This is a genomic window from Sulfitobacter aquimarinus (genome assembly GCF_040149565.1).
Classification (GTDB): domain Bacteria; phylum Pseudomonadota; class Alphaproteobacteria; order Rhodobacterales; family Rhodobacteraceae; genus Sulfitobacter; species Sulfitobacter aquimarinus.
Map to the genome: position 1 here is coordinate 613,187 of NZ_JBEFLO010000001.1, position 23,075 is coordinate 636,261.

At 61.0% G+C, this 23,075-nt stretch carries 19 protein-coding genes; 10 read left to right on the forward strand and 9 right to left on the reverse strand.

Annotated features, from left to right (window positions below):
- Window positions 1-3 precede the first annotated feature (3 nt).
- Window positions 4-810, reverse strand: coding sequence for a taurine ABC transporter ATP-binding protein (locus ABMC88_RS03255; RefSeq protein WP_349575385.1), 807 nt, complete (start codon window positions 808-810; stop codon window positions 4-6).
- 119 nt (window positions 811-929) lie between these two features.
- Window positions 930-1,937 (reverse strand): taurine ABC transporter substrate-binding protein, encoded by a 1,008-nt coding sequence (locus ABMC88_RS03260; RefSeq protein WP_349575386.1) that lies wholly within the window; start codon window positions 1,935-1,937, stop codon window positions 930-932.
- 452 nt (window positions 1,938-2,389) lie between these two features.
- Here ABMC88_RS03260 and ABMC88_RS03265 point away from each other — a divergent pair, with 452 nt between their 5' ends.
- The 7 genes from ABMC88_RS03265 (at window position 2,390) to ABMC88_RS03295 (ending at window position 13,364) form a co-directional block, all read left to right on the forward strand.
- On the forward strand, window positions 2,390-3,781 hold the full coding sequence (locus ABMC88_RS03265; RefSeq protein ID WP_349575387.1) for an aminotransferase family protein: 1,392 nt from the start codon (window positions 2,390-2,392) through the stop codon (window positions 3,779-3,781).
- 586 nt (window positions 3,782-4,367) lie between these two features.
- Window positions 4,368-5,831, forward strand: a complete 1,464-nt coding sequence (gene pdxR, locus ABMC88_RS03270; RefSeq protein ID WP_349575388.1) for a MocR-like pyridoxine biosynthesis transcription factor PdxR — start codon at window positions 4,368-4,370, stop codon at window positions 5,829-5,831.
- A gap of 108 nt (window positions 5,832-5,939) precedes the next feature.
- A complete protein-coding gene (gene xsc, locus ABMC88_RS03275; RefSeq protein WP_349575389.1) occupies window positions 5,940-7,718 on the forward strand; it encodes a sulfoacetaldehyde acetyltransferase in 1,779 nt (592 codons plus the stop codon).
- 27 nt (window positions 7,719-7,745) lie between these two features.
- Window positions 7,746-8,744 (forward strand): phosphate acetyltransferase, encoded by a 999-nt coding sequence (gene pta / locus ABMC88_RS03280; RefSeq protein WP_349575390.1) that lies wholly within the window; start codon window positions 7,746-7,748, stop codon window positions 8,742-8,744.
- A gap of 18 nt (window positions 8,745-8,762) precedes the next feature.
- On the forward strand, window positions 8,763-11,588 hold the full coding sequence (locus ABMC88_RS03285) for a molybdopterin oxidoreductase family protein (protein WP_349575391.1): 2,826 nt from the start codon (window positions 8,763-8,765) through the stop codon (window positions 11,586-11,588).
- Window positions 11,589-11,712: 124 nt separating this feature from the next.
- Window positions 11,713-12,492, forward strand: a complete 780-nt coding sequence (locus ABMC88_RS03290) for a 4Fe-4S dicluster domain-containing protein (RefSeq protein ID WP_349575392.1) — start codon at window positions 11,713-11,715, stop codon at window positions 12,490-12,492.
- The gene (locus tag ABMC88_RS03295; protein ID WP_349575393.1) at window positions 12,492-13,364 is read left to right on the forward strand and encodes a dimethyl sulfoxide reductase anchor subunit family protein; all 873 of its coding nucleotides are present in this window, start codon (window positions 12,492-12,494) and stop codon (window positions 13,362-13,364) included. Before ABMC88_RS03290 ends, ABMC88_RS03295 begins: the two co-directional genes overlap by 1 nt.
- Before the next feature lie 40 nt (window positions 13,365-13,404).
- Here the strand turns inward: ABMC88_RS03295 and ABMC88_RS03300 are convergent, their stop codons facing one another.
- Both ABMC88_RS03300 and dapA read right to left on the reverse strand, forming a co-directional pair.
- Window positions 13,405-14,568, reverse strand: a complete 1,164-nt coding sequence (locus ABMC88_RS03300) for a M20 aminoacylase family protein (RefSeq protein WP_349575394.1) — start codon at window positions 14,566-14,568, stop codon at window positions 13,405-13,407.
- A gap of 93 nt (window positions 14,569-14,661) precedes the next feature.
- Complete coding sequence (gene dapA / locus ABMC88_RS03305; RefSeq protein ID WP_349575395.1) at window positions 14,662-15,537, reverse strand: 4-hydroxy-tetrahydrodipicolinate synthase; 876 nt, start codon at window positions 15,535-15,537, stop codon at window positions 14,662-14,664.
- A 151-nt stretch (window positions 15,538-15,688) separates the two neighbouring features.
- Here dapA and ABMC88_RS03310 point away from each other — a divergent pair, with 151 nt between their 5' ends.
- Window positions 15,689-17,662 carry a lytic transglycosylase domain-containing protein gene (locus ABMC88_RS03310; protein ID WP_439655563.1) on the forward strand — a complete coding sequence of 658 codons (1,974 nt, stop codon included), beginning with the start codon at window positions 15,689-15,691 and terminating at the stop codon, window positions 17,660-17,662.
- On the opposite strand, the gene ABMC88_RS03315 is transcribed toward ABMC88_RS03310, so the two are convergent.
- Together ABMC88_RS03315 and mnmC2 are read right to left on the reverse strand one after the other, a co-directional pair.
- Window positions 17,627-18,496 carry a DMT family transporter gene (locus tag ABMC88_RS03315; RefSeq protein WP_349575397.1) on the reverse strand — a complete coding sequence of 290 codons (870 nt, stop codon included), beginning with the start codon at window positions 18,494-18,496 and terminating at the stop codon, window positions 17,627-17,629. The two genes, ABMC88_RS03310 and ABMC88_RS03315, sit on opposite strands and share 36 nt — an antisense overlap.
- Window positions 18,493-19,152: a tRNA (5-methylaminomethyl-2-thiouridine)(34)-methyltransferase MnmC2 gene (gene mnmC2, locus ABMC88_RS03320; protein ID WP_349575398.1), complete on the reverse strand. Its 660-nt coding sequence runs from the start codon at window positions 19,150-19,152 to the stop codon at window positions 18,493-18,495. The genes ABMC88_RS03315 and mnmC2 overlap by 4 nt, the downstream gene beginning before the upstream one ends.
- A gap of 59 nt (window positions 19,153-19,211) precedes the next feature.
- Here mnmC2 and ABMC88_RS03325 point away from each other — a divergent pair, with 59 nt between their 5' ends.
- Together ABMC88_RS03325 and ABMC88_RS03330 are read left to right on the forward strand one after the other, a co-directional pair.
- On the forward strand, window positions 19,212-20,243 hold the full coding sequence (locus ABMC88_RS03325) for an NAD(P)/FAD-dependent oxidoreductase (protein ID WP_349575399.1): 1,032 nt from the start codon (window positions 19,212-19,214) through the stop codon (window positions 20,241-20,243).
- Complete coding sequence (locus ABMC88_RS03330; RefSeq protein WP_349575400.1) at window positions 20,240-20,638, forward strand: VOC family protein; 399 nt, start codon at window positions 20,240-20,242, stop codon at window positions 20,636-20,638. Before ABMC88_RS03325 ends, ABMC88_RS03330 begins: the two co-directional genes overlap by 4 nt.
- Here ABMC88_RS03330 and ABMC88_RS03335 read toward each other — a convergent pair.
- From ABMC88_RS03335 to ABMC88_RS03345, 3 genes are all read right to left on the reverse strand, one after another.
- Window positions 20,635-21,177: an NADPH-dependent FMN reductase gene (locus tag ABMC88_RS03335; RefSeq protein ID WP_349575401.1), complete on the reverse strand. Its 543-nt coding sequence runs from the start codon at window positions 21,175-21,177 to the stop codon at window positions 20,635-20,637. The two genes, ABMC88_RS03330 and ABMC88_RS03335, sit on opposite strands and share 4 nt — an antisense overlap.
- A 177-nt stretch (window positions 21,178-21,354) precedes the next feature.
- Window positions 21,355-22,032 (reverse strand): YiaD family glycine zipper/OmpA-like lipoprotein, encoded by a 678-nt coding sequence (locus ABMC88_RS03340; RefSeq protein ID WP_349575402.1) that lies wholly within the window; start codon window positions 22,030-22,032, stop codon window positions 21,355-21,357.
- Window positions 22,033-22,126: 94 nt separating this feature from the next.
- Window positions 22,127-23,023, reverse strand: coding sequence for a methylated-DNA--[protein]-cysteine S-methyltransferase (locus ABMC88_RS03345; protein WP_349575403.1), 897 nt, complete (start codon window positions 23,021-23,023; stop codon window positions 22,127-22,129).
- Window positions 23,024-23,075: the final 52 nt, after the last annotated feature.

Genomic DNA, 23,075 nt, shown 5'->3' on the forward strand with positions numbered 1-23,075 from the left:
CGGTCATGCGCTTTCCTCCGTGCGGCCCATAATCTCTTCTTCCATATCCCAGATCATGCCCAGAATTTCCTCACGCTTGATGGCAAAGTCAGGGTGTTTCTTGACCTCGCGCAGGTCCGAGTTCACGCCAAGCTCTGCAAAGGGCAGGCGGTATTCTTTGTGGATGCGACCAGGACGCGGAGCCATCACGATCAGACGTTCGCCCAACAGCAGCGCCTCCTCAACGGAGTGGGTGATCAGGATGATCGTCTTGCCCGTTTCTTTCCACAGCTTCAGAACCAGCGACTGCATCTTTTCACGCGTCAGCGCATCCAACGCGCCCAGCGGCTCATCCATTAAAATCACATCGGGGTCATTTGCCAGACAGCGGGCCAAAGCCACGCGCTGCTGCATCCCGCCAGACAGTTCGTAAACCGCCTTTTCCTTGAAGTCCTGCAACCCCACCACGTCCAGAAGATGGTTCACGGTCTTGGCCTTATCTGCCTTGGGCATCCCCTTCATCGAGGGACCAAAGCCCACGTTGTCACGCACGCTCATCCATTCAAACAGCGCCCCTTGCTGGAACACCATGCCGCGTTCGGCATCGGGGCCTTTAATCTCATGGCCGTTCAGGGTCATCACGCCGCCTGTCGGTGCCAGAAACCCCGCAACAATGTTGAGCAACGTCGTCTTGCCGCAGCCCGACGGGCCAAGCACGCTCAACAACTCGCCCGCTTTGAGGTCAAGCGAGACATCTTTTAGCGCCTGCACCGATCCGCCACCGGGCAAATCAAATCGCATCGAAATTTTGTCAATGGAAAGTCCGGACATGTCCCTGCTTTCTGGCCACAGATTGCGGCCTGCGTAGGACGGAGTTCACTCCGTCTCGTTTTTGGAAAATGGTCTGGCGCACATCAGCGCGCCAGACCGGATAGAACCCGAAAGCCGGATTACATGCCTTTTGCGGCTGTCAGCGGATCTGTGTTCACAGTGCCGACATAGCTGTCGAGCGCGCCGTCGATAGAGCCGCTTTCAACAAAGACCTGCGCCACGCCGCCCATGAAGGACTGGCTGCCGCCACCGAGCCATTTCTCGCCCAGCTGCTCGTCTATTGACGGGAAGGTGAAACCGGCCAGCGTTTCGGCGGTCGCTGCTTCGTCCATGCCTGCGTCTTTTGCGATCACCGGCAGCATTTTCGCGGCATCGTCGCCGCCTGCATTCCACATTGCGTTCGCATCTGCCGTGACTTTGAGGAACTTGGCCAACTCGTCACCGTTTTCAGAAACATAGGACGCGGAAGCGGATGTCACGTCGAACACCAGAATGCCCAGCTCTTCTTTCTCGGCACCGGTCAGCAGGATGTTGCCTGATTCTTTCATGCGGCGCAGCGCACCACCCCAACCACAGGCCATATCAACGGCACCCTGGCTAAGCGCGGCAGCGCCTTCGGCTGGCGCCATGTCAACGACGGACATGCCCGCAACATCTACGCCAAAGTGGTCCATCTGCTTGAGGAAGCCGTAGTGTGCGGCGGTGCCCAGTGGCACGGCGACTTTCTTGCCTGCCAGCTCGGCTGCGGAGGTTTTGTCGATTTCCAGACCGGAGGCGACAACGCAGTTGTCGTTCTCGGAGTAAGACACAGCTACGTCAACGATCTGAAGATCCTGACCACCCGATGTTGCGACCACGAAAGGCGGCACACCCTGGCTTACGGAAATCTGAACATCGCCGGACGCCATGGCGGCAGACATTGCAACGCCGCTGTCAAAGCTGACCCAGTTGATTTTCTTGCCCAGCGCTTCCTCATAGGTGCCGTTCACTTTTGCGAACTGGAATGGCATTGGCCATTCGAGGAAGTAGGCGACGGTAATTTCTTCGTGACCGTCTGCGAATGCGGTGGCACCTGTCATCGACAGGACGGCACCTGCGACGAATGCGCTTACTGTTTTGTTGATCATTGTGATCTCTCCCTTTGTTTTGGTTTAACCCCGAAAACGGGGCGTCGCGTATCGTTGAACGCGCAACGCGCATACCCTGTGTGATGGTTTCAATACTTGCAATAGATTTCCATCTTTATAGGGGCATGTCGCCCTGTCTTTTATGCAGCTTGCACAAAGTCCGACCAACCCGTCGAACACCAAGATCTGCAATGCCCACCTTGGCGGCACGTGTTGGGATTCAAATAACCAGTTTGAAGGTCGCGGTAAGTCCAGTAAGCGGTGGATGCCCCCATGCATCGCGCAGAAAATGCTTGAAAATCCGCGCTTCTTGGCATTCTGTCATGGATGTGGCCTTAATTAACCACACCTACTGGCCCTATTTTCCAGCCCAAAAACCCTGTCAACTATACTGACGCATCAAACGCACACCGCTCAATTCCCAATTTACTGCATTATGAAAGGTCGCCACCATGGACGGTACATTCAATGAAAATGACATCTCCCGCGTTGTCGAGGCGGATCGCGCCCATGTTTGGCATCACCTGAGCCAGCATAAACCCTATGAAACCAACGACCCACGCATCATCGTCGAGGGCAAGGGCCTGCGCGTCTGGGACCAGCACGGCAAAGAGCACATCGACGCCGTTGCAGGCGGTGTCTGGACCGTCAACGTAGGTTACGGCCGCGAATCAATTGCCGACGCTGTGCGTGACCAATTGGTGAAGCTAAACTTCTTTGGCGGCACCGCAGGCTCTATCCCCGGTGCGATCTTCTCTGAAATGCTGATCGACAAGATGCCCGGTATGAGCCGCGTCTACTATGCCTCCTCCGGGTCCGAAGCGAACGAGAAGGGCTTCAAGATGGTCCGCCAGATCGCGCACAAACGCTATGGCGGGAAAAAGCACAAGATCCTGTACCGTGACCGCGACTACCACGGCACGACAATCGCTTGCCTGTCGGCTGGCGGTCAGGACGAGCGGAACGCGCAATACGGCCCCTTCACCGATGGCTTCATCCGCGTGCCGCACTGCCTTGAATACCGCAAACACGAACAAGACGGCGCGCCCGAGGAAAACTACGGCGTCTGGGCCGCAAACGAGATTGAAAAGGTCATCCTGCGCGAAGGCCCCGACACCGTCGGCGCGCTCTGCCTTGAACCTGTGACCGCAGGCGGCGGGGTCATCACCCCTCCCGACGGCTATTGGGAGCGTATCCGCGAGATTTGCGACCAATACGACATCCTGCTGCACATCGACGAGGTCGTCTGCGGCGTGGGCCGTACGGGCGAATGGTTCGGCTATCAGCATTACGGCATCAAGCCCGACATGGTCAGCATGGCCAAAGGTGTGGCCTCGGGCTATGCCGCGATCAGCTGCCTTGTCACCACGGAGGCCGTGTTCGACATGTTCAAGGATGACGCGTCGGACCACCTCAACTACTTCCGCGACATCTCGACCTTTGGCGGCTGCACCGCAGGCCCCGCAGCGGCGATCGAAAACATGAAGATCATCGAACGTGAGAACCTGTTGGGCAACTGCACCGCCATGGGCGACTATATGCTGGAGCAACTCGAAGAGCTGTCGGACAAGCACCGCGCCATCGGCCAAGTGCGCGGCAAGGGCCTGTTCCTTGGCGCCGAGCTGGTCACAGACCGCGCCACGAAAGAGCCCATGCCCGAAAAGCTGGTCGGCGCTGTTGTCGCGGATTGTATGCAGCAAGGCGTGATTATCGGCGCGACCAACCGCTCGCTTCCGGGTAAAAACAACACGCTGTGCTTCTCGCCCGCGCTGATCTGCACCAAGGACGACATCAACCAGATCATCGCCGCCGTGGATGGCGCATTGGGTCGCGTTCTGGCCTGACGCATCTGACGAGACGCAAAGCGAAGGCCCCGCATCTGTCGGGGCCTTTCACATGTGAGCCCCTCATATAAGAGGCAAAACAGCTCTCTTTCCACACCATCACAGCAGGCGGCACGCCAGCCCTGCACAGAAGCGTCCGAATGCGATCTTGGTTAATTTTCAGAAGGGTCGACGGGATGTGGAGGCAACCTCATGCCAACTGATGAGGTAGTTCCATTGACTCACGGCGGCAGTGGATTTGCGCTGTTTATTGATCAACGGTGCCGTTTTTAGGGACCTCACCCCATGAATGGCATAAATGCGGGGAATGTGGTGCTTGCGAAAGTCAGGGTCGACCCTGCGGAACAAGCGCGGCCCAGCCTTACCTGTCCAAGAAGCACGCTCCACTGCACAACAAGCGGCCTGACCGCGGGTGCGGGCCTAACGCTTGCTGCGCAATCCGTTAGGTCAGCAAAATTGAAACCAATAGTCTCATTATTGATTTACAATTCATTTCCATTTAGATATGGTGAGTAGGCTAGGGCCGCTAATTCGCACGGATTTAATGCCAGTTTGACCTGCGGATAATGCCAGTATAGACAGCAGCATGGCCCTTCCTGTAGAAACATTCTTTTTGTCGCCTGATGCCCAAGGCACCCTGCAATCGCAGATCCAGCAGATGATCGCCCAAGGCATTCTGTCGGGCCGCTTTCAACGCGGTGAAAAACTGCCCTCAACCCGCAAACTCGCGGTGCATCTGGGCGTCAGCCGGATCACCGTGACCATCGCCTATACCGAGCTTTTGGCGAATGACTATCTGATGTCCAAAGGCCGCTCCGGCTATTACGTGTCCGAGAACGCGCCCAGCCCGCCGTCGTTCACCGCCAGTCCCGACACGCTGGACGCGGTCGACTGGACCCGCGCCATCGGGCAGCGGTTCAGCGGAGGCATCACGCCCACAAAACCCGCCGATTGGTCCAGCTATCGCTATCCGTTTATCTATGGTCAGGCGGATCAGACGCTGTTTGATCACGCCAACTGGCGACTGTGCGCATTGCAGGCTTTGGGGCAGCGCGACTTTTATCCGATGACCAGCGATTACTACGATCAGGACGACCCGCAGCTGATCGAATTTATCGCCCGCCACACCCTGCCCCGCCGCGGTATCAGCGCCGCCCCCGACCAAATTCTCATCACCATGGGCGCGCAAAACGCGCTGTGGCTGACGGCGCAGGTCTTGCTGACCCAACGCCGTCGCGCCGCGCTCGAAGATCCTTGCTATCACGCACTGCGCGATATTCTGGTGCAGTCGCGCTGCCATGTGACGCCTGTCCGCGTTGATCATGACGGCCTCCCCCCCGAGGCGATCCCGCCCGACACGGATGTGGTTTTTACCACCCCCAGCCACCAGTGTCCGACCAACGCAACCATGCCCATGGCCCGCCGCCGCGAGCTATTGACCCGCGCCCGCGAGATCGACGCGCTGATCGTCGAGGATGACTACGAATTCGAGACATCCTTTCTGCGCCCGCCCTCCCCCGCGCTCAAATCTCTTGATACCGATGGGCGGGTGATTTATGTGGGCAGTTTCTCCAAATCGCTCTTTCCCGGGCTGCGGCTTGGCTACCTTGTCGGATCCGCGCCGTTTATCCGCGAAGCACGCGCGCTGCGGGCCTCGGTGCTGCGCCACCCGCCGGGGCACATCCAACGCACTGCCGCCTATTTCCTGTCGCTCGGGCACTATGACGCGCTGATCCGCCGCATGGGCAACGCCCTGCATGAACGCCGCACCCTGATGGAGCAAACCATCGACCAACACGGCCTAACAGTCGCAGGCCAAGGCGCGCATGGCGGCTCTTCCTTCTGGATGCGTGCGCCTGAAGATGTGGACACCCATACGCTGAGCAATCGGTTGCGCAGCAAGGGGGTCCTGATCGAGCCGGGCCACTCCTTTTTCGGAGGCACAGAGCCGCCGCGAAACTTCTACCGCCTCGGGTATTCATCCATCCCGACCAACCGGATTGCGGGCGGCATGCAAGCGCTTGCATCCGAACTTGCCATCATGGCATAAATTGGCGTTATTTGGGCCTAAAAACTGGCCCTAACCCTTTATCGACAGACACCCTAAATTGCGAAATAACCAGATTCGCAAAAACCTTCACATCAAGGACCCCCTCTCATGAAAATGACGACCGAAGAAGCATTCGTTAAAACGCTGCAACGCCACGGCATCCAGCACGCTTTTGGCATCATCGGCTCTGCCATGATGCCGATCTCTGACATTTTCCCGAAGGCGGGGATCAAATTCTGGGACTGCGCCCACGAAGGGTCCGCAGGCATGATGTCCGACGGCTACACCCGCGCCACGGGCAAAATGTCCATGATGATTGCGCAGAACGGCCCCGGCATCACGAACTTCGTCACAGCTGTCAAAACCGCCTATTGGAACCACACGCCGCTGTTGCTGGTGACACCGCAGGCCGCGAACAAAACCATCGGTCAGGGTGGTTTTCAGGAAATGGAACAAATGAACCTGTTCGCCGATTGTGTGGCGTATCAGGAAGAAGTCCGCGACCCGAGCCGCGTGGCAGAAACACTGAACCGCGTGATCATGCAGGCCAAACGCGCCTCTGGTCCTGCGCAGATCAACATCCCGCGTGACTTCTGGACCCAAGTGATCGACATCGAAATCCCCGAAGTGGTCGAATTCGAACTGCCACAGGGCGGCGAAAACGCAGTGTCCAAAGCGGCCGAGATGCTTTCGACTGCGAAATTTCCTGTCATCCTGAACGGCGCGGGCGTTGTTCTGGCCACTGGCGGCATCGAGGCGTCGCGCGTTTTGGCCGAGAAGCTGGATGCGCCTGTCTGCGTGGGCTACCAGCACAACGATGCCTTCCCCGGCAACCACCCCCTGTTCGCTGGCCCTCTGGGCTATAACGGCTCGAAGGCGGGGATGGAGCTGATCTCGAAGGCGGACGTTGTGTTGTGCCTTGGCACACGCCTCAACCCCTTCTCGACCCTGCCGGGCTACGGCATTGACTATTGGCCCACAGACGCGAAAATCATTCAGGTCGACATCAACCCCGACCGCATCGGCCTGACCAAAAAGGTCACCGTGGGTATCGTGGGCGACGCCGCCAAGGTTGCGCAAGCCATCACCGCCAAACTTGCCGACACAGCAGGCGATGCAGGCCGTAAAGAGCGCACCGCGCTGATCGCGCAAACCAAATCCGCATGGGCGCAGGAGCTGACCTCCATGACGGACGAAGCCGACGATCCGGGCACAGACTGGAACGTGCGCGCACGCGCAGCCAAGCCTGACTGGATGTCGCCGCGCATGGCATGGCGCGCAATCCAGGCGTCCTTGCCCGTCGAAGCGATCATCTCGTCCGACATCGGCAACAACTGCGCCATCGGCAACGCCTACCCGTCCTTCAACAAAGGCCGCAAATATCTGGCACCGGGCTTGTTCGGTCCCTGTGGTTATGGCCTGCCCGCCATCGTTGGCGCGAAAATCGGCCAGCCTGACGTGCCGGTTGTGGGCTTTGCAGGCGACGGCGCATTCGGCATCGCGGTGAACGAGCTGACGGCGATTGGCCGCGGCGACTGGCCTCCGGTCACGCAGATCGTCTTCCGCAACTACCAGTGGGGCGCGGAAAAGCGTAACTCGACTCTGTGGTTCGACGACAACTTCGTCGGCACCGAGCTGGACGAGCAAGTCTCCTACGCCGGCATCGCCAAAGCATGTGGTCTGGAAGGCGTTGTTGCCCGCACTCAGGAAGAGCTGACAGCCGCATTGGCCAAAGCGCTGGATGACCAGATGAACCACGGCAAGACGACGCTGATCGAGGCGATGATCAACCAGGAACTGGGTGATCCCTTCCGCCGCGACGCGATGAAGCAGCCCGTCGAGGTTGCAGGCATCGATGCTGCCGACATGCGTGAGCAATCTGTCTAAAACGACACAACAAAGGGATAGGCCGATATGAGCGTTCTGCGCGACCTACAAACCCGCGCAGCCGCACGGCCTGCCCACATCGTTCTAAGCGAAGGCCATGACCCTCGGGTCGTGGCCGGCGCGCTTGCTGCCCTTGATGCGGGCCTTGGCCCCATCACCCTTGTCGGCCCCGCAGCCGAGATTAACCGCCAACTGGCCCGCGCCAATAGCAGCAGCTCGAAAAAGCTGAACATCCAAGACCCCGAAACATCACCGCTGACCGCCACCTATGCCGCGCTTTACTATGAGCTGCGCAAACACAAAGGCATCAGCGAAGACATCGCCGCACAGCAAGCCCGCGATCCGCTGGTGTTCGCCGCCTTGATGGTGCGCAACGGCGATGCAGACGGCACCGTTGGCGGCGCAGTCGCTACCACATCCGACACCGTACGCGCCGCCCTGACGATGATCGGCAAGGCACCTGACGCAGCACTCGTCTCGTCGTTTTTCCTGATGGCCCTGCCCGAAAACCACCCCTCTGGCCGCAGCGCCATGATCTTTGGCGATTGCGGTCTGGTGATCGACCCCGATGCGGCCGAGCTTGCCGCGATTGCCGCACAGTCCGCTGCGTCTTGCACCCAATTGCTGGGCGATGCGCCCAAAGTTGCCATGCTCAGTTTCTCCACCAAAGGATCGGCCCGCCATGAGCGCGTGACCAAAGTTACCGACGCGCTGGCGCTGTTGCAGACCGACCACCCCGACCTGCCCGCCGACGGCGAATTGCAATTCGACGCGGCCTTTGTGCCCGAGGTCGGCGCGTCCAAAGCACCGGAGTCGGGCGTTGCAGGCCACGCAAACGTGCTGATTTTTCCCAACCTTGATGCGGGCAACATCGGCTACAAAATCGCTCAACGTATTGGCGGCTGTGACGCCATCGGCCCCGTGCTGCAAGGCCTCGCCAAGCCAGCCAACGATCTGTCACGCGGCTGCACCGCCGCAGATGTTACCAATATGATCGCCGTCACCGCCCTACAGGCCGCCCCGTAATTCCCGTCAGGAGAGACTATGACCCACAAACAGCCCACGCTGGACCTGAGCCCCAAAGTCTCTGACGAGATCCGCAAGACGACCTGTTACATGTGCGCCTGTCGCTGTGGCATTAACGTCCACATGAAGAAAGACCCGCTGGGCGATTTGAAGGTCGCCTATATCGAGGGCAACCGCGACCACCCCGTCAATCAGGGCGTCCTGTGCGCCAAGGGCAGCGCGGGCATCATGCAGCACAACGCGCCCTCGCGCCTGAAGGCGCCGATGAAGCGCGTCGGCGAACGCGGCGAAGGCAAATTCGAGGAAATCAGCTGGGACGAGGCGTATGAGATCGCAGCAGGCTGGCTAAAACCCATCCGCGACACAAACCCCGAAAAGCTGGCCTTCTTCACAGGCCGCGACCAGTCGCAATCCTTCACCTCCCTCTGGGCACAATCCTTTGGCACGCCCAACTACGCAGCCCACGGCGGCTTTTGTTCTGTCAACATGGCTGCGGCGGGCATCTACACAATGGGCGGCGCGTTTTGGGAGTTCGGGCAACCCGATTGGGACCACACCAAGCTCTTCATGCTGTTCGGCGTCGCCGAAGACCACGACAGCAACCCCATCAAGATGGGTATCGGCAAGATCAAAGCCCGCGGCGCACGCGTCATCGGCGTGAACCCCATCCGCACCGGCTATAACGCCGTGGCGGACGACTGGGTCGGCATCACGCCCGGCACGGACGGGCTGTTCATCCTGTCGATGATCCACTGCCTGATGAAAGCCGGCCGCATGGACCTGCATTATCTGGCCCAATACACAGACGCCGCCGTGCTGATCAACGGGGACGAGAAGTCCCCCGAGTTCGGCCTGAAACTGCGCGACGACAACGGCAAGGAGCTGGTCATCGACCGCAACACAGGCAAGCCCACGCCGTATGACCAAAAAGGCGTGCGCCCCAATCTGGCCGCCACCCACCGCGTTGCAGGCGTGACCCACCGCCCCGTGTTCCACCAGATGGCCGAGATGTATCTGGACGATCAATACGCCCCCGAAGCCGTGGCCGACCGCTGCGGCATCTCGGCGGATCGTATCCGCACCATCGCAGCTGAGCTTGCCCGCGTGGCCTTTGACGAGTCCTTCGAGCTGGCCCATGAATGGACCGATTTCCGTGGTGAACATCACACCTCGATGACAGGCCGGCCTGTGTCCTTCCACGCGATGCGCGGAATTTCGGCCCACGCCAACGGCTTTCAAACCTGCCGCGCGTTGCACACGCTGCAAATCATCCTTGGCACTGTCGAGGTGCCGGGCGGGTTCCGCTTTAAACCGCCCTACCCCAAACCCGCCACCGCGCATCCAAAACCGCATACCGGCGTGAACCCGGGCTTCGCCCTGAACGGCCCGCACCTCGGCTTTGTGCACGGCCCCGAAGACCTCGCATTGAAAGAAGACGGCACGCCTGCGCGCATCGACAAAGCCTTCACATGGGAAAACCCGATGTCCGCCCACGGGCTGATGCATATGGTCATCTCGAACGCCCATGCGGGCGATCCCTACAAGATCGACACGCTGTTCATGTATATGGCCAACATGTCGTGGAACTCGTCCATGAACACCACGGGCGTGATGGAGATGCTCACGGACAAGGATGAGAATGGCGACTACGTCATCCCGCGCATCATCTATTCCGATGCCTATAGCTCGGAAATGGTCGCCTACTCCGACCTGATCCTGCCCGACACAACATATCTGGAACGGCACGACTGTATCTCCCTGCTCGACCGGCCCATCTGCGAAGCAGACGCCGCCGCCGATGCGATCCGCTGGCCCGTGGTTGAGCCTGACAGGAACGTCAAAGGCTTCCAATCCGCCCTGTGTGATCTGGGCGCCAAGCTGGGCCTGCCTGCGTTTACCAATGATGACGGCTCCCAGAAATACGCGGACTACGCCGACTATATCGTCAACCACGAACGCCGCCCCGGTGTCGGCCCCCTCGCGGGTTGGCGCATGGGCGAAAACGGCCCCCAAGCAGGGCGTGGCGGCGTTAATGAGTCGCAACTCGACAACTACATCGAAAACGGCGGCTTCTTCGTCGAGCATATTCCAGACGGCGCCAACTACTACAAACCGTGGAACAACGCCTATCAGGATTGGGCCGTGAAAATGGGCCTCTTCGACAGCCCGCAGCCCTATCTGTTTACGCTCTACGCGGAACCCATGCGTAAATTCCAGCTCGCCGCCGAAGGCCACGGCGACCGCCAGCCACCAGAGCACCTGCGCGCGCGGATCAAAGATACAATGTCCCCCCTGCCGATCTGGTACGAGACGGACCAACAAGGCAACGAAGGCTTCACTATCAACGCGCTGACCCAACGCCCGATGGCCATGTACCACTCATGGGGCAGCCAGAACGCGTGGCTGCGTCAGCTGCACGGCCGCAACCCGATGTATCTGCCCACCAAACTAATGCGCGCCCACGACCTCCAAGACGGCGACTGGGCCGAGATCACCTCCCCCCACGGCGCGATCACAGTGCCGGTAATGGAGATGGCCGCCCTGAACGAAAACACGATCTGGACATGGAACGCCATCGGCAAACGCAAAGGCGCATGGGCGCTGGACGAGGACGCGCCAGAGGCCACCAAAGGCTTCCTGCTCAACCACCTCATTCACGAACTGATGCCCGAAAAAGGCGACGGTATGCGGTGGGCCAACTCCGACCCCATCACAGGTCAGGCCGCATGGTTCGACCTCAAGGTCGCCCTGCGCAAAGTCGACGCCCCCGCCGACGCGCAATCCCAACCCAACATGCCCCCGATCGCCTCTCCGGTAGGCAAAGGCCCGTCCCAGCTCAAATGAAAGCTCGGCAAATGACCCAACCATGCCTGCCTATTTTTTCTGGCCCCAAATCCTCTGGGGGAATTTTTGCCTCTGGCAAAAAGGGGGCTAGCCCCCAAACCCCAACAGCCAAGGAGCAGACCCAATGACGCAACTGCCCACACATACCGACAAAAAGCTCGGCCTTGTCATCGATCTGGACACCTGCGTCGGCTGCCATGCGTGCGTGATCTCCTGCAAGGGCTGGAACACCGAAAACTACGGCGCTCCGCTCAGCGACCAAGACCCTTACGGCGCCGACCCCTCGGGCACGTTCCTCAACCGCGTCCACAGCTTTGAGGTCCAGCCCCCGATGTTGCGAAACCAGCCCGCAGGCGACGCGCAACTGGTCCACTTCCCCAAGTCCTGCCTGCACTGCGAAGACGCGCCCTGCGTCACCGTCTGCCCGACGGGTGCCAGCTACAAACGTGTCGAAGACGGCATCGTGCTGGTCAATGAAAGCGACTGCATCGGCTGCGGCTTGTGCGCTTGGGCCTGCCCCTACGGTGCGCGTGAGTTGGACCTCGCCGAAGGTGTGATGAAGAAATGCACCCTCTGCGTTGACCGCATCTACAACGAAAACCTGCCCGAAGAAGACCGGGAGCCTGCCTGCGTGCGGACCTGCCCCGCAGGCGCGCGCCACTTTGGCGATCTGGGCGACCCCGACTCGGACGTCAGCCTATTGGTTGCGGCGCGTGGCGGCATGGACCTGATGCCCGAGCAAGGCACAAAGCCCGTCAACAAATACCTCCCACCGCGCCCCAAGGACCAGCTGGCCCTGCCAGCGGACGAACAGATCGACATCCTCGCCCCGTTCCTTGAACCCGTGGCGACCGAGGCCAAAGGCTTCCTGAGCTGGCTTGATAAAACGCTGGAGAAACTCTGATGCATCCCGCACCTTCCGTCATCTTCTTCTCGACCTTCTCGGGCCTTGGCTTTGGTCTGCTGGTCTTTATGGGCCTCGGCTTGCACGCGCCCACCGGCTGGGTCGCCTTTGTCTTTTTCGCGCTGGCCTATCTATTGGCTGTGGGCGGTCTGATCTCCTCAACCTTCCACTTGGGCCGCCCCGAACGCGCGCTCAAAGCCTTCACTCAATGGCGCAGCAGCTGGCTGTCGCGTGAGGCATGGTGCGCGGTTGCCGCCCTCGTTCTTATGGCGATCTACGGTGCAGGATTGGTGTTCTGGGCGCAAAAATGGACCCTAATCGGCATTTTAGGCGCGGTTGCCTCGCTTGCCACCGTCTTTACCACCTCGATGATCTATGCCCAGCTCAAGACGATCCCGCGCTGGAACAGCCCGCTGACCCCCGCCAACTTCATATCGCTTTGCCTTGCGGGCGGCGCGCTCTTGGCGGATCAAGGAACCCTGACCCTGATCTTGCTGTCCATCGCAGGTGGCATCCAGATCGCCACATGGCTGCGCGGCGACACGGCGCTTGAGAGCAGCGGCACAGACATGGCAACCGCCACGGGCCTTGGCGACATCGGCACCGTCCGCGCGTTCGAGCCGCCGCACACAGGCACCAACTATCTGCTGCGCGAATTCGTGCACGTCATCGGGCGCAAACATGCGCAAAAGCTGCGGATCATCGCGATTGTGCTGATGGCAGTCCTGCCGATCATCCTGATGCTTTTGCCGTTCAGCCACTGGTTCGCACTGATTGCCGTTGTCGCGCATATCGCAGGCGTGCTGACCGCGCGTTGGTTGTTCTTTGCGCAGGCCGAGCATGTTGTCGGCCTGTACTACGGCAAACGCTAACGCTTCGGGTCAGAGCCCACGCTCTGACCCTGTACGCCCCCTATAGCGGCAAACGTTTTTCAACCATCCGCGCCATAACCGATGCGCCAATCGGCAATATCCCAGGGTCCAGCGTGAAAGACGGGTTATGCAGCGGCACCGTCCCGCCATGCCCCACAATGCAATAGGCCCCCGGCACAACCTTCAACATATCCGCAAAATCCTCGGAACCTGTCGCAGGGTCCGTCCGAAGGGTGATATTGTCGGCGCCCACAATCTCTGCCGCGGCCTCCATATAGGCGTCCGACAGGTCGGCATCGTTGATCAGCACGTCAAAGACATTGCGCAGCGCGAGGTCGATCTTCACATCATGCGCCACGGCAAACCCGTCACAGATCGCCTGCATCCGCGATGCCGCCAGATCATAGACCTCGTCCTTGAAATACCGGATCGTACCGGCCAGCGTCGCAACCTCCGGCACCACGTTATAGGCGGCACCCGCGTGCATCTGGGTGATCGACAAAACACATGTGTCGAGCGGCGGGACATTGCGGCTCAGGATTGTCTGGAACTCCACCGCGAGGCTGGCCGCGATGATCAACGCGTCTTTGCCTTGGGAAGGCTGTGCGGCATGGCTGCCCTTGCCCGTTACGGTGATGTCGATAAATGACGCCCCCGCCATGGCGGTGCCTTTGCAGATCCCCACTTGCCCCAATTCGCCACTGGGCCAATTGTGCATTCCGTAAATCTCGTCACAGGGAAACTGTTCAAACAGACCATCGGCGATCATCTGGCGCGCCCCCCCCAGCCCCTCTTCGGCGGGTTGGAACACCAGCACGGCGGTGCCGTCAAAGTCCCGCGTCGCCGCCAGATGTTTGGCCGCGCCCAGCAGCATAGTCGTATGCCCGTCGTGCCCGCAGGCATGCATCACCCCGTCGTTCTTTGAGGTATAGTCGACGCCCGAAATCTCGTGAATCGGCAGCGCGTCCATATCGGCACGCAGCCCCACACGGCGGTTGCCCTTTTGCTTGCCGTGGATCAGCCCGACAACGCCTGTTTTGCCCAGACCGGTATACACCTCGTCCACCCCGTATTCCCGCAGCTTGTCCGCCACGATCCCGCTTGTGCGCTCTTCGGTAAAACCAATTTCAGGATGCGCGTGCAGGTCGCGAAAAATCGCGCCCAGTTCGTCTGTGCTTTGGTCAATAATCGGGAGGATGTTCATGGGGCGGCGCTCCGGCGTTGCGTGGGTTTCACCCACCCTACGGCCAAAGTCGCGTGCTGTGTAGGGTGGGACAAACCCACCCCGCACTAATTCTTAGGTCATCAAACCAGCGTGACGCAGCCCTGCATCGACCAGCGCGCATGTCTCGTCGCTCAGCGAGGTCAGCGGCAGGCGCACCTCGTCCGAGCATAGATCAAGCCGCGACATGGCGTATTTCACGCCCACAAGACCCGGCTCGGTAAAGATGGCCTTGTGCAGGGGCATCAGGCGGTCCTGAATCTCCAGCGCGGCGGCGTAATCACCCGCGGCACAGGCCGCTTGCAACTGCGCGCTCAACTTGGGCGCGACGTTCGCCGTGACCGAGATACAGCCAACCCCGCCTTGGGCGTTGAACCCGTGGGCTGTCGCGTCCTCACCCGACAGCTGGATGAAATCCGCGCCGCAGGTCATGCGCTGGTCGCAGACACGGGCCAGATCACCTGTGGCGTCTTTGACACCTACAATGCGCGGCAGCTTGGCCAGCTCGCCCATCGTTTGTGGCGTCATATCCACGACCGAGCGGCCGGGGATGTTATAAATAATGATCGGCAACTCACAGCAATCATGCACGGCTGTGAAATGCGCGATCAGCCCGCGTTGCGTGGGCTTGTTATAGTAAGGGGTCACCAGCAGGATGCCGTCTGCGCCGACTTTTTCCGCGTGCTGGGCCAGCCGGATGCTTTCCAGCGTGTTGTTGCTGCCCGCACCCGCGATTACGGGGATACGGCCCGCGGCGGCCTTCACGACCTCTTCCACAACCAATTCATGCTCGCGGTGGGTCAGGGTGGGCGATTCGCCCGTGGTGCCGACAGGAACCAGCCCGTTCGAGCCTTCACCCACGTGCCATTCCACGAGTTTCTTCAGCGTTTCAATATCCAGCTCGCCGCCTCGAAACGGCGTGACGAGGGCAGGCAAAGAACCTGAAAACATGTGCACGCTCCTTTATGTGCTGGAGACCGATCGGCCATCCGGTGAAGCAGCCAACCGCTGCAAGAGGAAGACCGCCTGCCCGCGAAGCCGTGATTTGAACCCGCGCACATTTGGTCTATGCTCAAAGGCTCTACTGTGAGGATGATAGGAAATGCAAGCCATGACACGCACTCTGTGGACCCTGTTGCTGCTGTGTGCCATGGCGCTGCCCGCCGCGTCAGAGCGCCCCCGCCCGCTGGGTTGGGCGATGGATGCGATGCGCAGCGGTGACTTTGACGGGGCCGAGCGGATCGCAGAACGGGACGGCAAAGTCGCCCAGGACGTTATCTTGTGGCACCGTTTGCGCGCCCGCGAAGGCACCTATGCGCAGGTCATGGATTTCATTACCCGCCGCCCCGACTGGCCCGGTATGCCCTATCTGCGCCGCCGGTCCGAGCCTGTGGTAATCGAACAATCCGACGCCGAGATCCTCAAGTTCTTTGCCGAAGTGCCCGCCCAAACGCCGCTCGGCGTACTGGCCCATGCAAAGGCACTGACTGCCGCTGGCGAAGGCGGTCAGGCAGAGGCCAACGTCGTGCTGGCGTGGCGCACCATGCCCATGAACGCCAATTCCCAAGCGGCGTTTCTGGCCGCCCACGCAAGCCTGCTGAAACCCCACCACGATGCGCGGCTGGACGCGATGGTTTGGCAGCGCGAATATGACGAGGCGCGGCAGATGTACGAGGTCGCCAGCGCCTCCGCTCGGCAGGCCGCCGAATCCCGCATCGCCTTTTACCGCCGCACCGGCAACGCCGTGGAGCAGTTTGAGAAACTGCCCGCGACACTCAGAAACACCGGCGGGGTGAACCATGCGCGGTTCGAATGGCGTATCCGCAAGGATCGTGTGGGCGATGCCAAGGACCTGCTGCTTGCCTCCTCCAAAAGCCTAGAGGGGCTGGGCAATCCGGCGGCATGGGGCAACCGCCGCCGTGCGCTGGCACGGGGCGAGATGCGATCGGGCGATCCGGCGCGGGCCTATGCGATGGCGTCAAAGCACTACCTGACCGAAGGGTCGGACTATGCCGATCTGGAATGGTTGTCGGGCTACATCGCACTGCGGTTTTTGAAAAAGCCGATGGTCGCGCATCAGCATTTCCTCAACCACGACAGCGCCGTGGAATCGCCCATCAGCCAAGGCCGCGCAGGATACTGGCAGGGCCGCGCATTGGAAGCGGCGGGCGACAACGAGGGCGCAACAGCGGCCTACACAATGGGCGCGAACTACCAAACCTCATTCTACGGTTTGCTTGCCGCTGAACGCGCCCGCATCCCCTTTCCGGACAAGCTCAAAGGACCAGCCCCCGCCACCGATTGGCGCACCAGCGCACTGGCCACCGCCCCGCTGTTCGAGGCGGGAATGTTGCTGCAAGCCTCGGGCGAGATGAATTTGGCCGAGCGGTTCTGGACCCATCTGGCCGAGCAGTTGCTAGAGCCTGATCTGCACCTGCTGGGCCAAGCGGCGATTGACGTGGGCCAACCCCATATCGCTGTGATGATCGGCAAACGCGCCGCACGTCGTGGCCTCGAGATCGCGGCACCTTACTATGCGCTCCACCCTCTCAAGGATGCCGACCTGCCCATGGCCCCCGAAATGTCGCTGGCCATCGCACGCCGCGAGAGCGAATTTGACCCTGTAGTGCAATCGGGCGTTGGCGCGCGCGGCCTGATGCAGCTGATGCCCGCCACAGCGCAGGAAGTCGCGGGCAAGCTGGGCCTGCGGTCCGAACATTCAACCGACCGCCTGACCGCTGATCCCGTCTATAACGCCCGCCTGGGCTCGCAATATCTGTCCGAGCTGGCAGGCCAGTTTGACGGCAATGTCGTGATGATGTCGGCAGGCTATAACGCAGGCCCCAGCCGCCCTATCCGCTGGATGGACACCTACGGCGATCCGCGTGATGGCGACATCTATATCGTCGATTGGGTCGAGATGGTCCCCTTCCGCGAGACGCAGAACTACATCATGCGCGTCACGGAAAGCCTGCCGGTCTACCGCGCCCGTCTGGGCCGCGAGGCGCTGCCAATCCCGTTCTACGAAGAGCTTATCGGCTCAACCCTGTCGGCGTTCGCGCCAAAAGGTGAATAGACCCGCCGCGACGATGATCACACAGCCGATGGCGACATTCGGGCTGATCTTCTCACCGAACAGGCTGATCCCGATCAGCGATGCAAAGACCAGTTGCAGATAGGCAAAGGGCTGTACCGCGCTGGCCTCTGCCGCCTCGTAACAGCGGATGAGAAGCCAGTGTCCCGTTACGCCTGTGAGGCACAAGCATATCATCCAGCCCCAATCGACTGCGGTCATCGGCTCCCAATACCACAGGCCGATCGCGGTCATGGTCAGCCCGCCGACGGTGCCCGTCCAAAAGAAGCTGGTCGCCGAACTGTCGCGCCGCGCCGCATAGCGGGTCAGCAGCCCGTAAAAGGCAAACATCAGCGCCGCCGCAAGCGGGATCAAAGCGCGGACATCAAACACGCCCACACCGGGCTTCAGGATGATAACCACCCCCACAAACCCCACACCGATTGCGGCCCACCGCCGCCAGCCGACATGCTCCCCCAGCACGGGTCCCGACAAGGCGGCGACCAGCAGGGGGTAGCAGGTGAAGACAGCGTGGCTCTCGACCAGTCCTAACAGGGTGAAGGCTGCGACCATAATGCAGATCTCCAGCGCCAGCGTGATGCCGCGGGTGATCTGAACCAGAGGTTGGCTTGTTTTCGCCGCCGCCCGCAAGCCGCCCGCCTGCCGCTTTGCGATTGCCATGACAAAGGCGGCAAAGAACCAATAGCGGATCATCACGATCATCAGCACGTTATATTCGCCCGCCAGATGCCGTGACAGCCCGTCCTGAATGGCAAAGACAAAGGTCGTCGCGATCATCAGGATGATGCCCAGCGGGATATTATTGCTTTGCGTCATATCCGCACCGCCCGTGTCATATGTCGTTTGCGGCCATAGCCCGCGACCCGCTCCACGACAAAGCCCGCATCCGCCAGCCCGCGCCGCACAAACCCCGCCGCCGTATAGGTCGCGGCTGTGCCGCCTGTGGCCGTATGCGTGCCGACCTGTGCCATCAGCTCTGGCGACCAAAGCTCGGGGTTTTTGGCGGGCGAAAACCCGTCAAGGAACCATGCATCGGCACGGCCCTCCCACGCGGGCAACGTATCGCGAGCATCGCCCACAATCACCTGCAGGGCAAAATCGGGACCATCCAGCACTTCGGGAAAGGCCGGCGCGCGGGCCAGATCATCGGGCAACCCGTCAAAGGCCGACAGGGCCGCGTGCAGATCGGGCATCGCCATGGGAAACGCCTCAAAGCTGGTGAAATACAGCCGCCCGCCACAGCCCGCATCACGGAAGGCTTGCAGCGCCACCAAAAAGTTCAACCCCGTGCCAAAGCCCAGCTCGGCCACGTGGAACCCGTCCCTGAACCGCGCAGGCAGATCGTTGCCTGCCAGAAACACATGGCGCGTCTCGTCCATACCGTTTTCGAGGCTGAAATAAGGATCGTCAAACCGCGTGCTGACAGGCACCTTGCCGTCGCGCCATTCTATTTGTGCCGTCTGGTCCTGCACGCTGCTACCCTATATCCTGAGTTTTAATCGCAGTTAGCGCGCAATCAAGGGCCAGAGCAATGATCGATATCACCATTCGCGGCGCGGGAATTTTTGGCCTGTCGGTGGCGTGGGCCTGCGTGCAGCGCGGCGCGCGGGTACAGGTCGTGGATCCCAATGGCGCAGGCGCAGGCAGCAGCGGCGGCATCGTCGGCGCATTGGCGCCCCATGTACCCGAAAATTGGAACGCAAAGAAAGCATTCCAACTCGACAGTTTGCTAATGGCCGAAGCCTTTTGGCACGCGGTATCGGAACAAGGCGGCACAAACGCAGGCTATGTCCGTGCGGGGCGGCTGCAACCCGTCGCGGACGAGGCCGCCCTTGCCCTCGCCAGCCGCCGCACGCAAACCGCAGCCGATCTGTGGCAAGACAATGCGCAGTGGCAGGTGATCGCCGCCCCCGAAACAACGTGGCAACCGCACAGCCCCAGCGGGCAGCTTATCCACGACACGCTCAGCGCGCATTTGCATCCGCGCAAGGCCTGCGCGGCACTGGTCGCGGCCCTTGGTGCCAAAGGTGTTATTGTGCAGGCCGATGCGCCCGATCGCGGGCGCGTTCTGTGGGCCACGGGTGTAGCGGGGCTAGAGACGCTGACCCGATCGCACACCCGCAGCATGGGCGCGGGGGTGAAGGGACAGGCCGCATTGCTGCGCTATGATGCATCTGGTGCGCCGCAACTATTTGCGGGCGGCGTGCATATCATTCCGCATCTTGATGGCACTGTCGCCGTCGGCTCCACCTCCGAGCGGGAGTATAGCACCCCCGACACCACCGACCCGCAACTGGATGCCGTGATAGAGGCCGCCCGCGCTGCCGTCCCCGTCCTGCAAGACGCTCCCGTGATTGCCCGTTGGGCAGGCGTGCGCCCGCGTGCGCGGACCCGCGCGCCGATGCTGGGCCACTGGCCCGACCGCGCAGACCACTATATCGCGAACGGAGGGTTCAAGATCGGCTTTGGCATGGCCCCCAAAATCGCGCAGGTCATGGCAGACCTGATGCTGGACGATCACGATGCCATCCCCGATGGTTTTCGGGTGGAAGACAACCTGTGACCCCGACCCTGACCACACTCGACCATCTTGTCCTGACTGTCGCGGATTTGGAGAAGACGGTTCAATTCTACGTCACGGTTCTAGGCATGACACACGCCCCCTTTGTGGTCGCAGACGGCACCACGCGACATGCGCTGCGCTTTGGCGACATAAAAATCAACCTGCACCAGCAAGGGGCAGAGTTCGAGCCGAAGGCGCAGGCCGTCACCGCAGGCTCTGCCGATCTGTGCTTTCTCACACAGACACCCCTGCCCCAATGGCAGGCACATCTGGCGGCAACAGATACACCGATCATAGACGGGCCAGTCCCCCGCACGGGGGCAACCGGCCCGATCACATCGCTTTATATCCGCGACCCCGATGGCAACCTGATCGAGGTCGCGATACCTGCCTAGCGCGTAATATCTGCCCGCAGGGCCGTCATCAGGTCGGTGAGGTCTTTGATATACATCTCGCCCGTCAACTGGCCCGCATCGTCAAATGCCTCATAGCTGGCGGCAAGGTGGATTTCAGGCCCCTGCAAAATGCGTGGACGGAAAGGCACCATGAACCCGCGCAACACCATCTGCGCACGCTCGCCTCCTGCGCGGCCCGCTGCCGCAGACATCACCGCCACGGGCTTGTCGCCCCACGGCTTGACCTGCGCACGGCTGATCCAGTCCAGCGCGTTTTTGAGAACCCCTGAAGGCCCTTTGTTATACTCTGGTGTCGAGATCAGGACCGCATCGGCATCCGCGATCTGACGGGCCAATGCCTCAACCGCCGCAGGCACGCCGTCCGCCTCTTCGTCGTCCCCGTTGTATAGCGGCAGGTTGATATCCAGCTCGGTATAGTCGGCATCGCCGAACAGGCGCACGGCCTCGGCCAACAGCAACCTGTTGTGGCTGCCCTTGCGCAAAGAGCCTGAGATACCGACGAGTTTTGGATGTGTCATGGGTCTATTCCTTATTTACATCTGTTGAAACGCAATGTGGCGCAAAGGCGGGCAACCTCAAGGGGGCGGCTGTCAACACCTGCTGTGCATCTACGCGCAGCACTAATGCACGCGGCATAGAAAAACCCCGGCGCAGCGATGCACCGGGGCTGGTCTGGAAATTGTCGGGTCTTGGGATCAGGCTGCGTTCGGCAGGATCACAATCTCGACACGTCGGTTTTGCGCTTTGCCAGCAGCGTTGAGGTTGCTTGCCACGGGCTGCGCCTCACCACGGCCAAAGGCCTGCACGCGCCCGCCTGAGACGCCGTTGTTGATCAGCACAGAGGCCACCGCGTTGGCGCGATCATTCGACAGTTGCTGGTTAAACGCCGCATCGCCGTCGCTGTCGGTGTGGCCGACGATCTGCACAGTGGTGTCGGGATAGGCCTGCAGGTTGCTGGCCACCGCGGCCAGATCGCTTTGCAGGTCAGGGCGTACCGCGCTGGAGCCTGTGGCGAACAGAATATCCTGCGGCAATGTCACAATCAGACGGTCGCCCGTGTTGTTGATCGTAACATTGTCATTGCCAAGGCTCTGGCGCAGATCGCGCTCCTGACGGTCCAACAGCGCACCCGCGCCAGCGCCCAAAGCACCACCGATAATCGCGCCTTTGATGGCACCTTTGTCACGGTTGCCGTCGCCCTTGGACAACGCACCCACAACTGCACCAGCGGCGGCACCGATCAGCACGCCGTTCTTGGTCCGCTGGTTCGGATCACCATTCGGTGCCAGAACCGAGCCGTTTGGATCGGTACATGCGCCCAGCGCAAAAACGCCCGCCACTGCGGCGATCATAGGGAATTTCACAAATGTCATAGTCTTACTGCCTTACTTGTTTCGGCTCCGTTCGGGCGAAGCGTCTATTGGTAAACGCAATATAGGCGGGAATGGTTGCCGACAAAATGCCCCCCTAGGCGGAATAAGCGGCATTTTGCGCATCCGTGCGGCTGTCGCGCCGCGCTGCTTCATACCCCAGCATGGCGCGTTTCATCGGCAAGCCCCAGTGATAGCCCCCCAAAGCCCCCGATTTTCGCAAAACCCGGTGGCACGGGATCAGGTATCCGATCGGGTTGCGCCCCACCGCCGTGCCCACAGCACGCACCGCTTTGGGGTTCCCGATCAAGCCGGCGATCTCACCATAGGTCGTCACGCCCCCCTCAGGCAGATGCAACAGCGCCTCCCATACCTTCAACTGGAAAGGCGCCCCCATCAGATAAAGCGGCGCAGTCTCGCCCTGCGGGCCTTGCCCAAAGGCGGTCGCAACCCACGGGGCCAGCTGAGCGGAGTTCTCGCGGTAGGTGGCCGCAGGCCAGCGGGCGCGCAGATCTGCCATTGCCGCCTCTGCCCCCATCCCATGCGCCAGTGACAGCCCGCAAATGCCCTTTTGCGTGCCCATCACCAAGATGCGGCCAAAGGGGCTGTCGAACCAGCCCCAGTCAATCACCAGACCCGCGCCGCCTGCTGCGAACTCTCCGGGGCTCATCGCTTCCCAGCGGACAAACAGATCGTGCAGGCGGCCTGTGCCGGACAGGCCCGCAGAATGGGCCGCCTGCAATGTGGTGGCCTGTCCGCGCAGCAATGCTTTTGCGTGGCCCAGCGTCAGATACTGCTGATAGCGTTTCGGCGACACGCCGACCCAAGCCGAGAACACCCGCTGGAAATGCGCTGCACTCATCCCCATCTCTGCCGCCAGCGCCTCAAGGCCCAGCGGCGCATCCGCCGCGTCGATGGCCGCAATAGCGCGGGCGATTACACCGTAGTGATAGGCGCTGTCGGTCTTGTCGGGATGTTCGCTCATCTGTGTCATGGCACCACAATATGCCGCCGCCCGCTTGCACGCGACCCGAAACCTGCGCATA

Coding starts and splice junctions, on each gene's coding strand:
- pta (WP_349575390.1), top strand. CDS start 7,746: ATGAGCGTTCTGCGCGACCTACAAACCCGCGCAGCCGCACGGCCTGCC.
- ABMC88_RS03310 (WP_439655563.1), top strand. CDS start 15,689: ATGCAAGCCATGACACGCACTCTGTGGACCCTGTTGCTGCTGTGTGCC.
- ABMC88_RS03300 (WP_349575394.1), bottom strand. CDS start 14,568: ATGAACATCCTCCCGATTATTGACCAAAGCACAGACGAACTGGGCGCG.
- ABMC88_RS03260 (WP_349575386.1), bottom strand. CDS start 1,937: ATGATCAACAAAACAGTAAGCGCATTCGTCGCAGGTGCCGTCCTGTCG.
- ABMC88_RS03325 (WP_349575399.1), top strand. CDS start 19,212: ATGATCGATATCACCATTCGCGGCGCGGGAATTTTTGGCCTGTCGGTG.
- ABMC88_RS03255 (WP_349575385.1), bottom strand. CDS start 810: ATGTCCGGACTTTCCATTGACAAAATTTCGATGCGATTTGATTTGCCC.
- ABMC88_RS03315 (WP_349575397.1), bottom strand. CDS start 18,496: ATGACGCAAAGCAATAATATCCCGCTGGGCATCATCCTGATGATCGCG.
- ABMC88_RS03340 (WP_349575402.1), bottom strand. CDS start 22,032: ATGACATTTGTGAAATTCCCTATGATCGCCGCAGTGGCGGGCGTTTTT.
- ABMC88_RS03335 (WP_349575401.1), bottom strand. CDS start 21,177: ATGACACATCCAAAACTCGTCGGTATCTCAGGCTCTTTGCGCAAGGGC.
- dapA (WP_349575395.1), bottom strand. CDS start 15,537: ATGTTTTCAGGTTCTTTGCCTGCCCTCGTCACGCCGTTTCGAGGCGGC.
- ABMC88_RS03345 (WP_349575403.1), bottom strand. CDS start 23,023: ATGACACAGATGAGCGAACATCCCGACAAGACCGACAGCGCCTATCAC.
- xsc (WP_349575389.1), top strand. CDS start 5,940: ATGAAAATGACGACCGAAGAAGCATTCGTTAAAACGCTGCAACGCCAC.
- ABMC88_RS03290 (WP_349575392.1), top strand. CDS start 11,713: ATGACGCAACTGCCCACACATACCGACAAAAAGCTCGGCCTTGTCATC.
- ABMC88_RS03265 (WP_349575387.1), top strand. CDS start 2,390: ATGGACGGTACATTCAATGAAAATGACATCTCCCGCGTTGTCGAGGCG.
- ABMC88_RS03295 (WP_349575393.1), top strand. CDS start 12,492: ATGCATCCCGCACCTTCCGTCATCTTCTTCTCGACCTTCTCGGGCCTT.
- pdxR (WP_349575388.1), top strand. CDS start 4,368: ATGGCCCTTCCTGTAGAAACATTCTTTTTGTCGCCTGATGCCCAAGGC.
- ABMC88_RS03285 (WP_349575391.1), top strand. CDS start 8,763: ATGACCCACAAACAGCCCACGCTGGACCTGAGCCCCAAAGTCTCTGAC.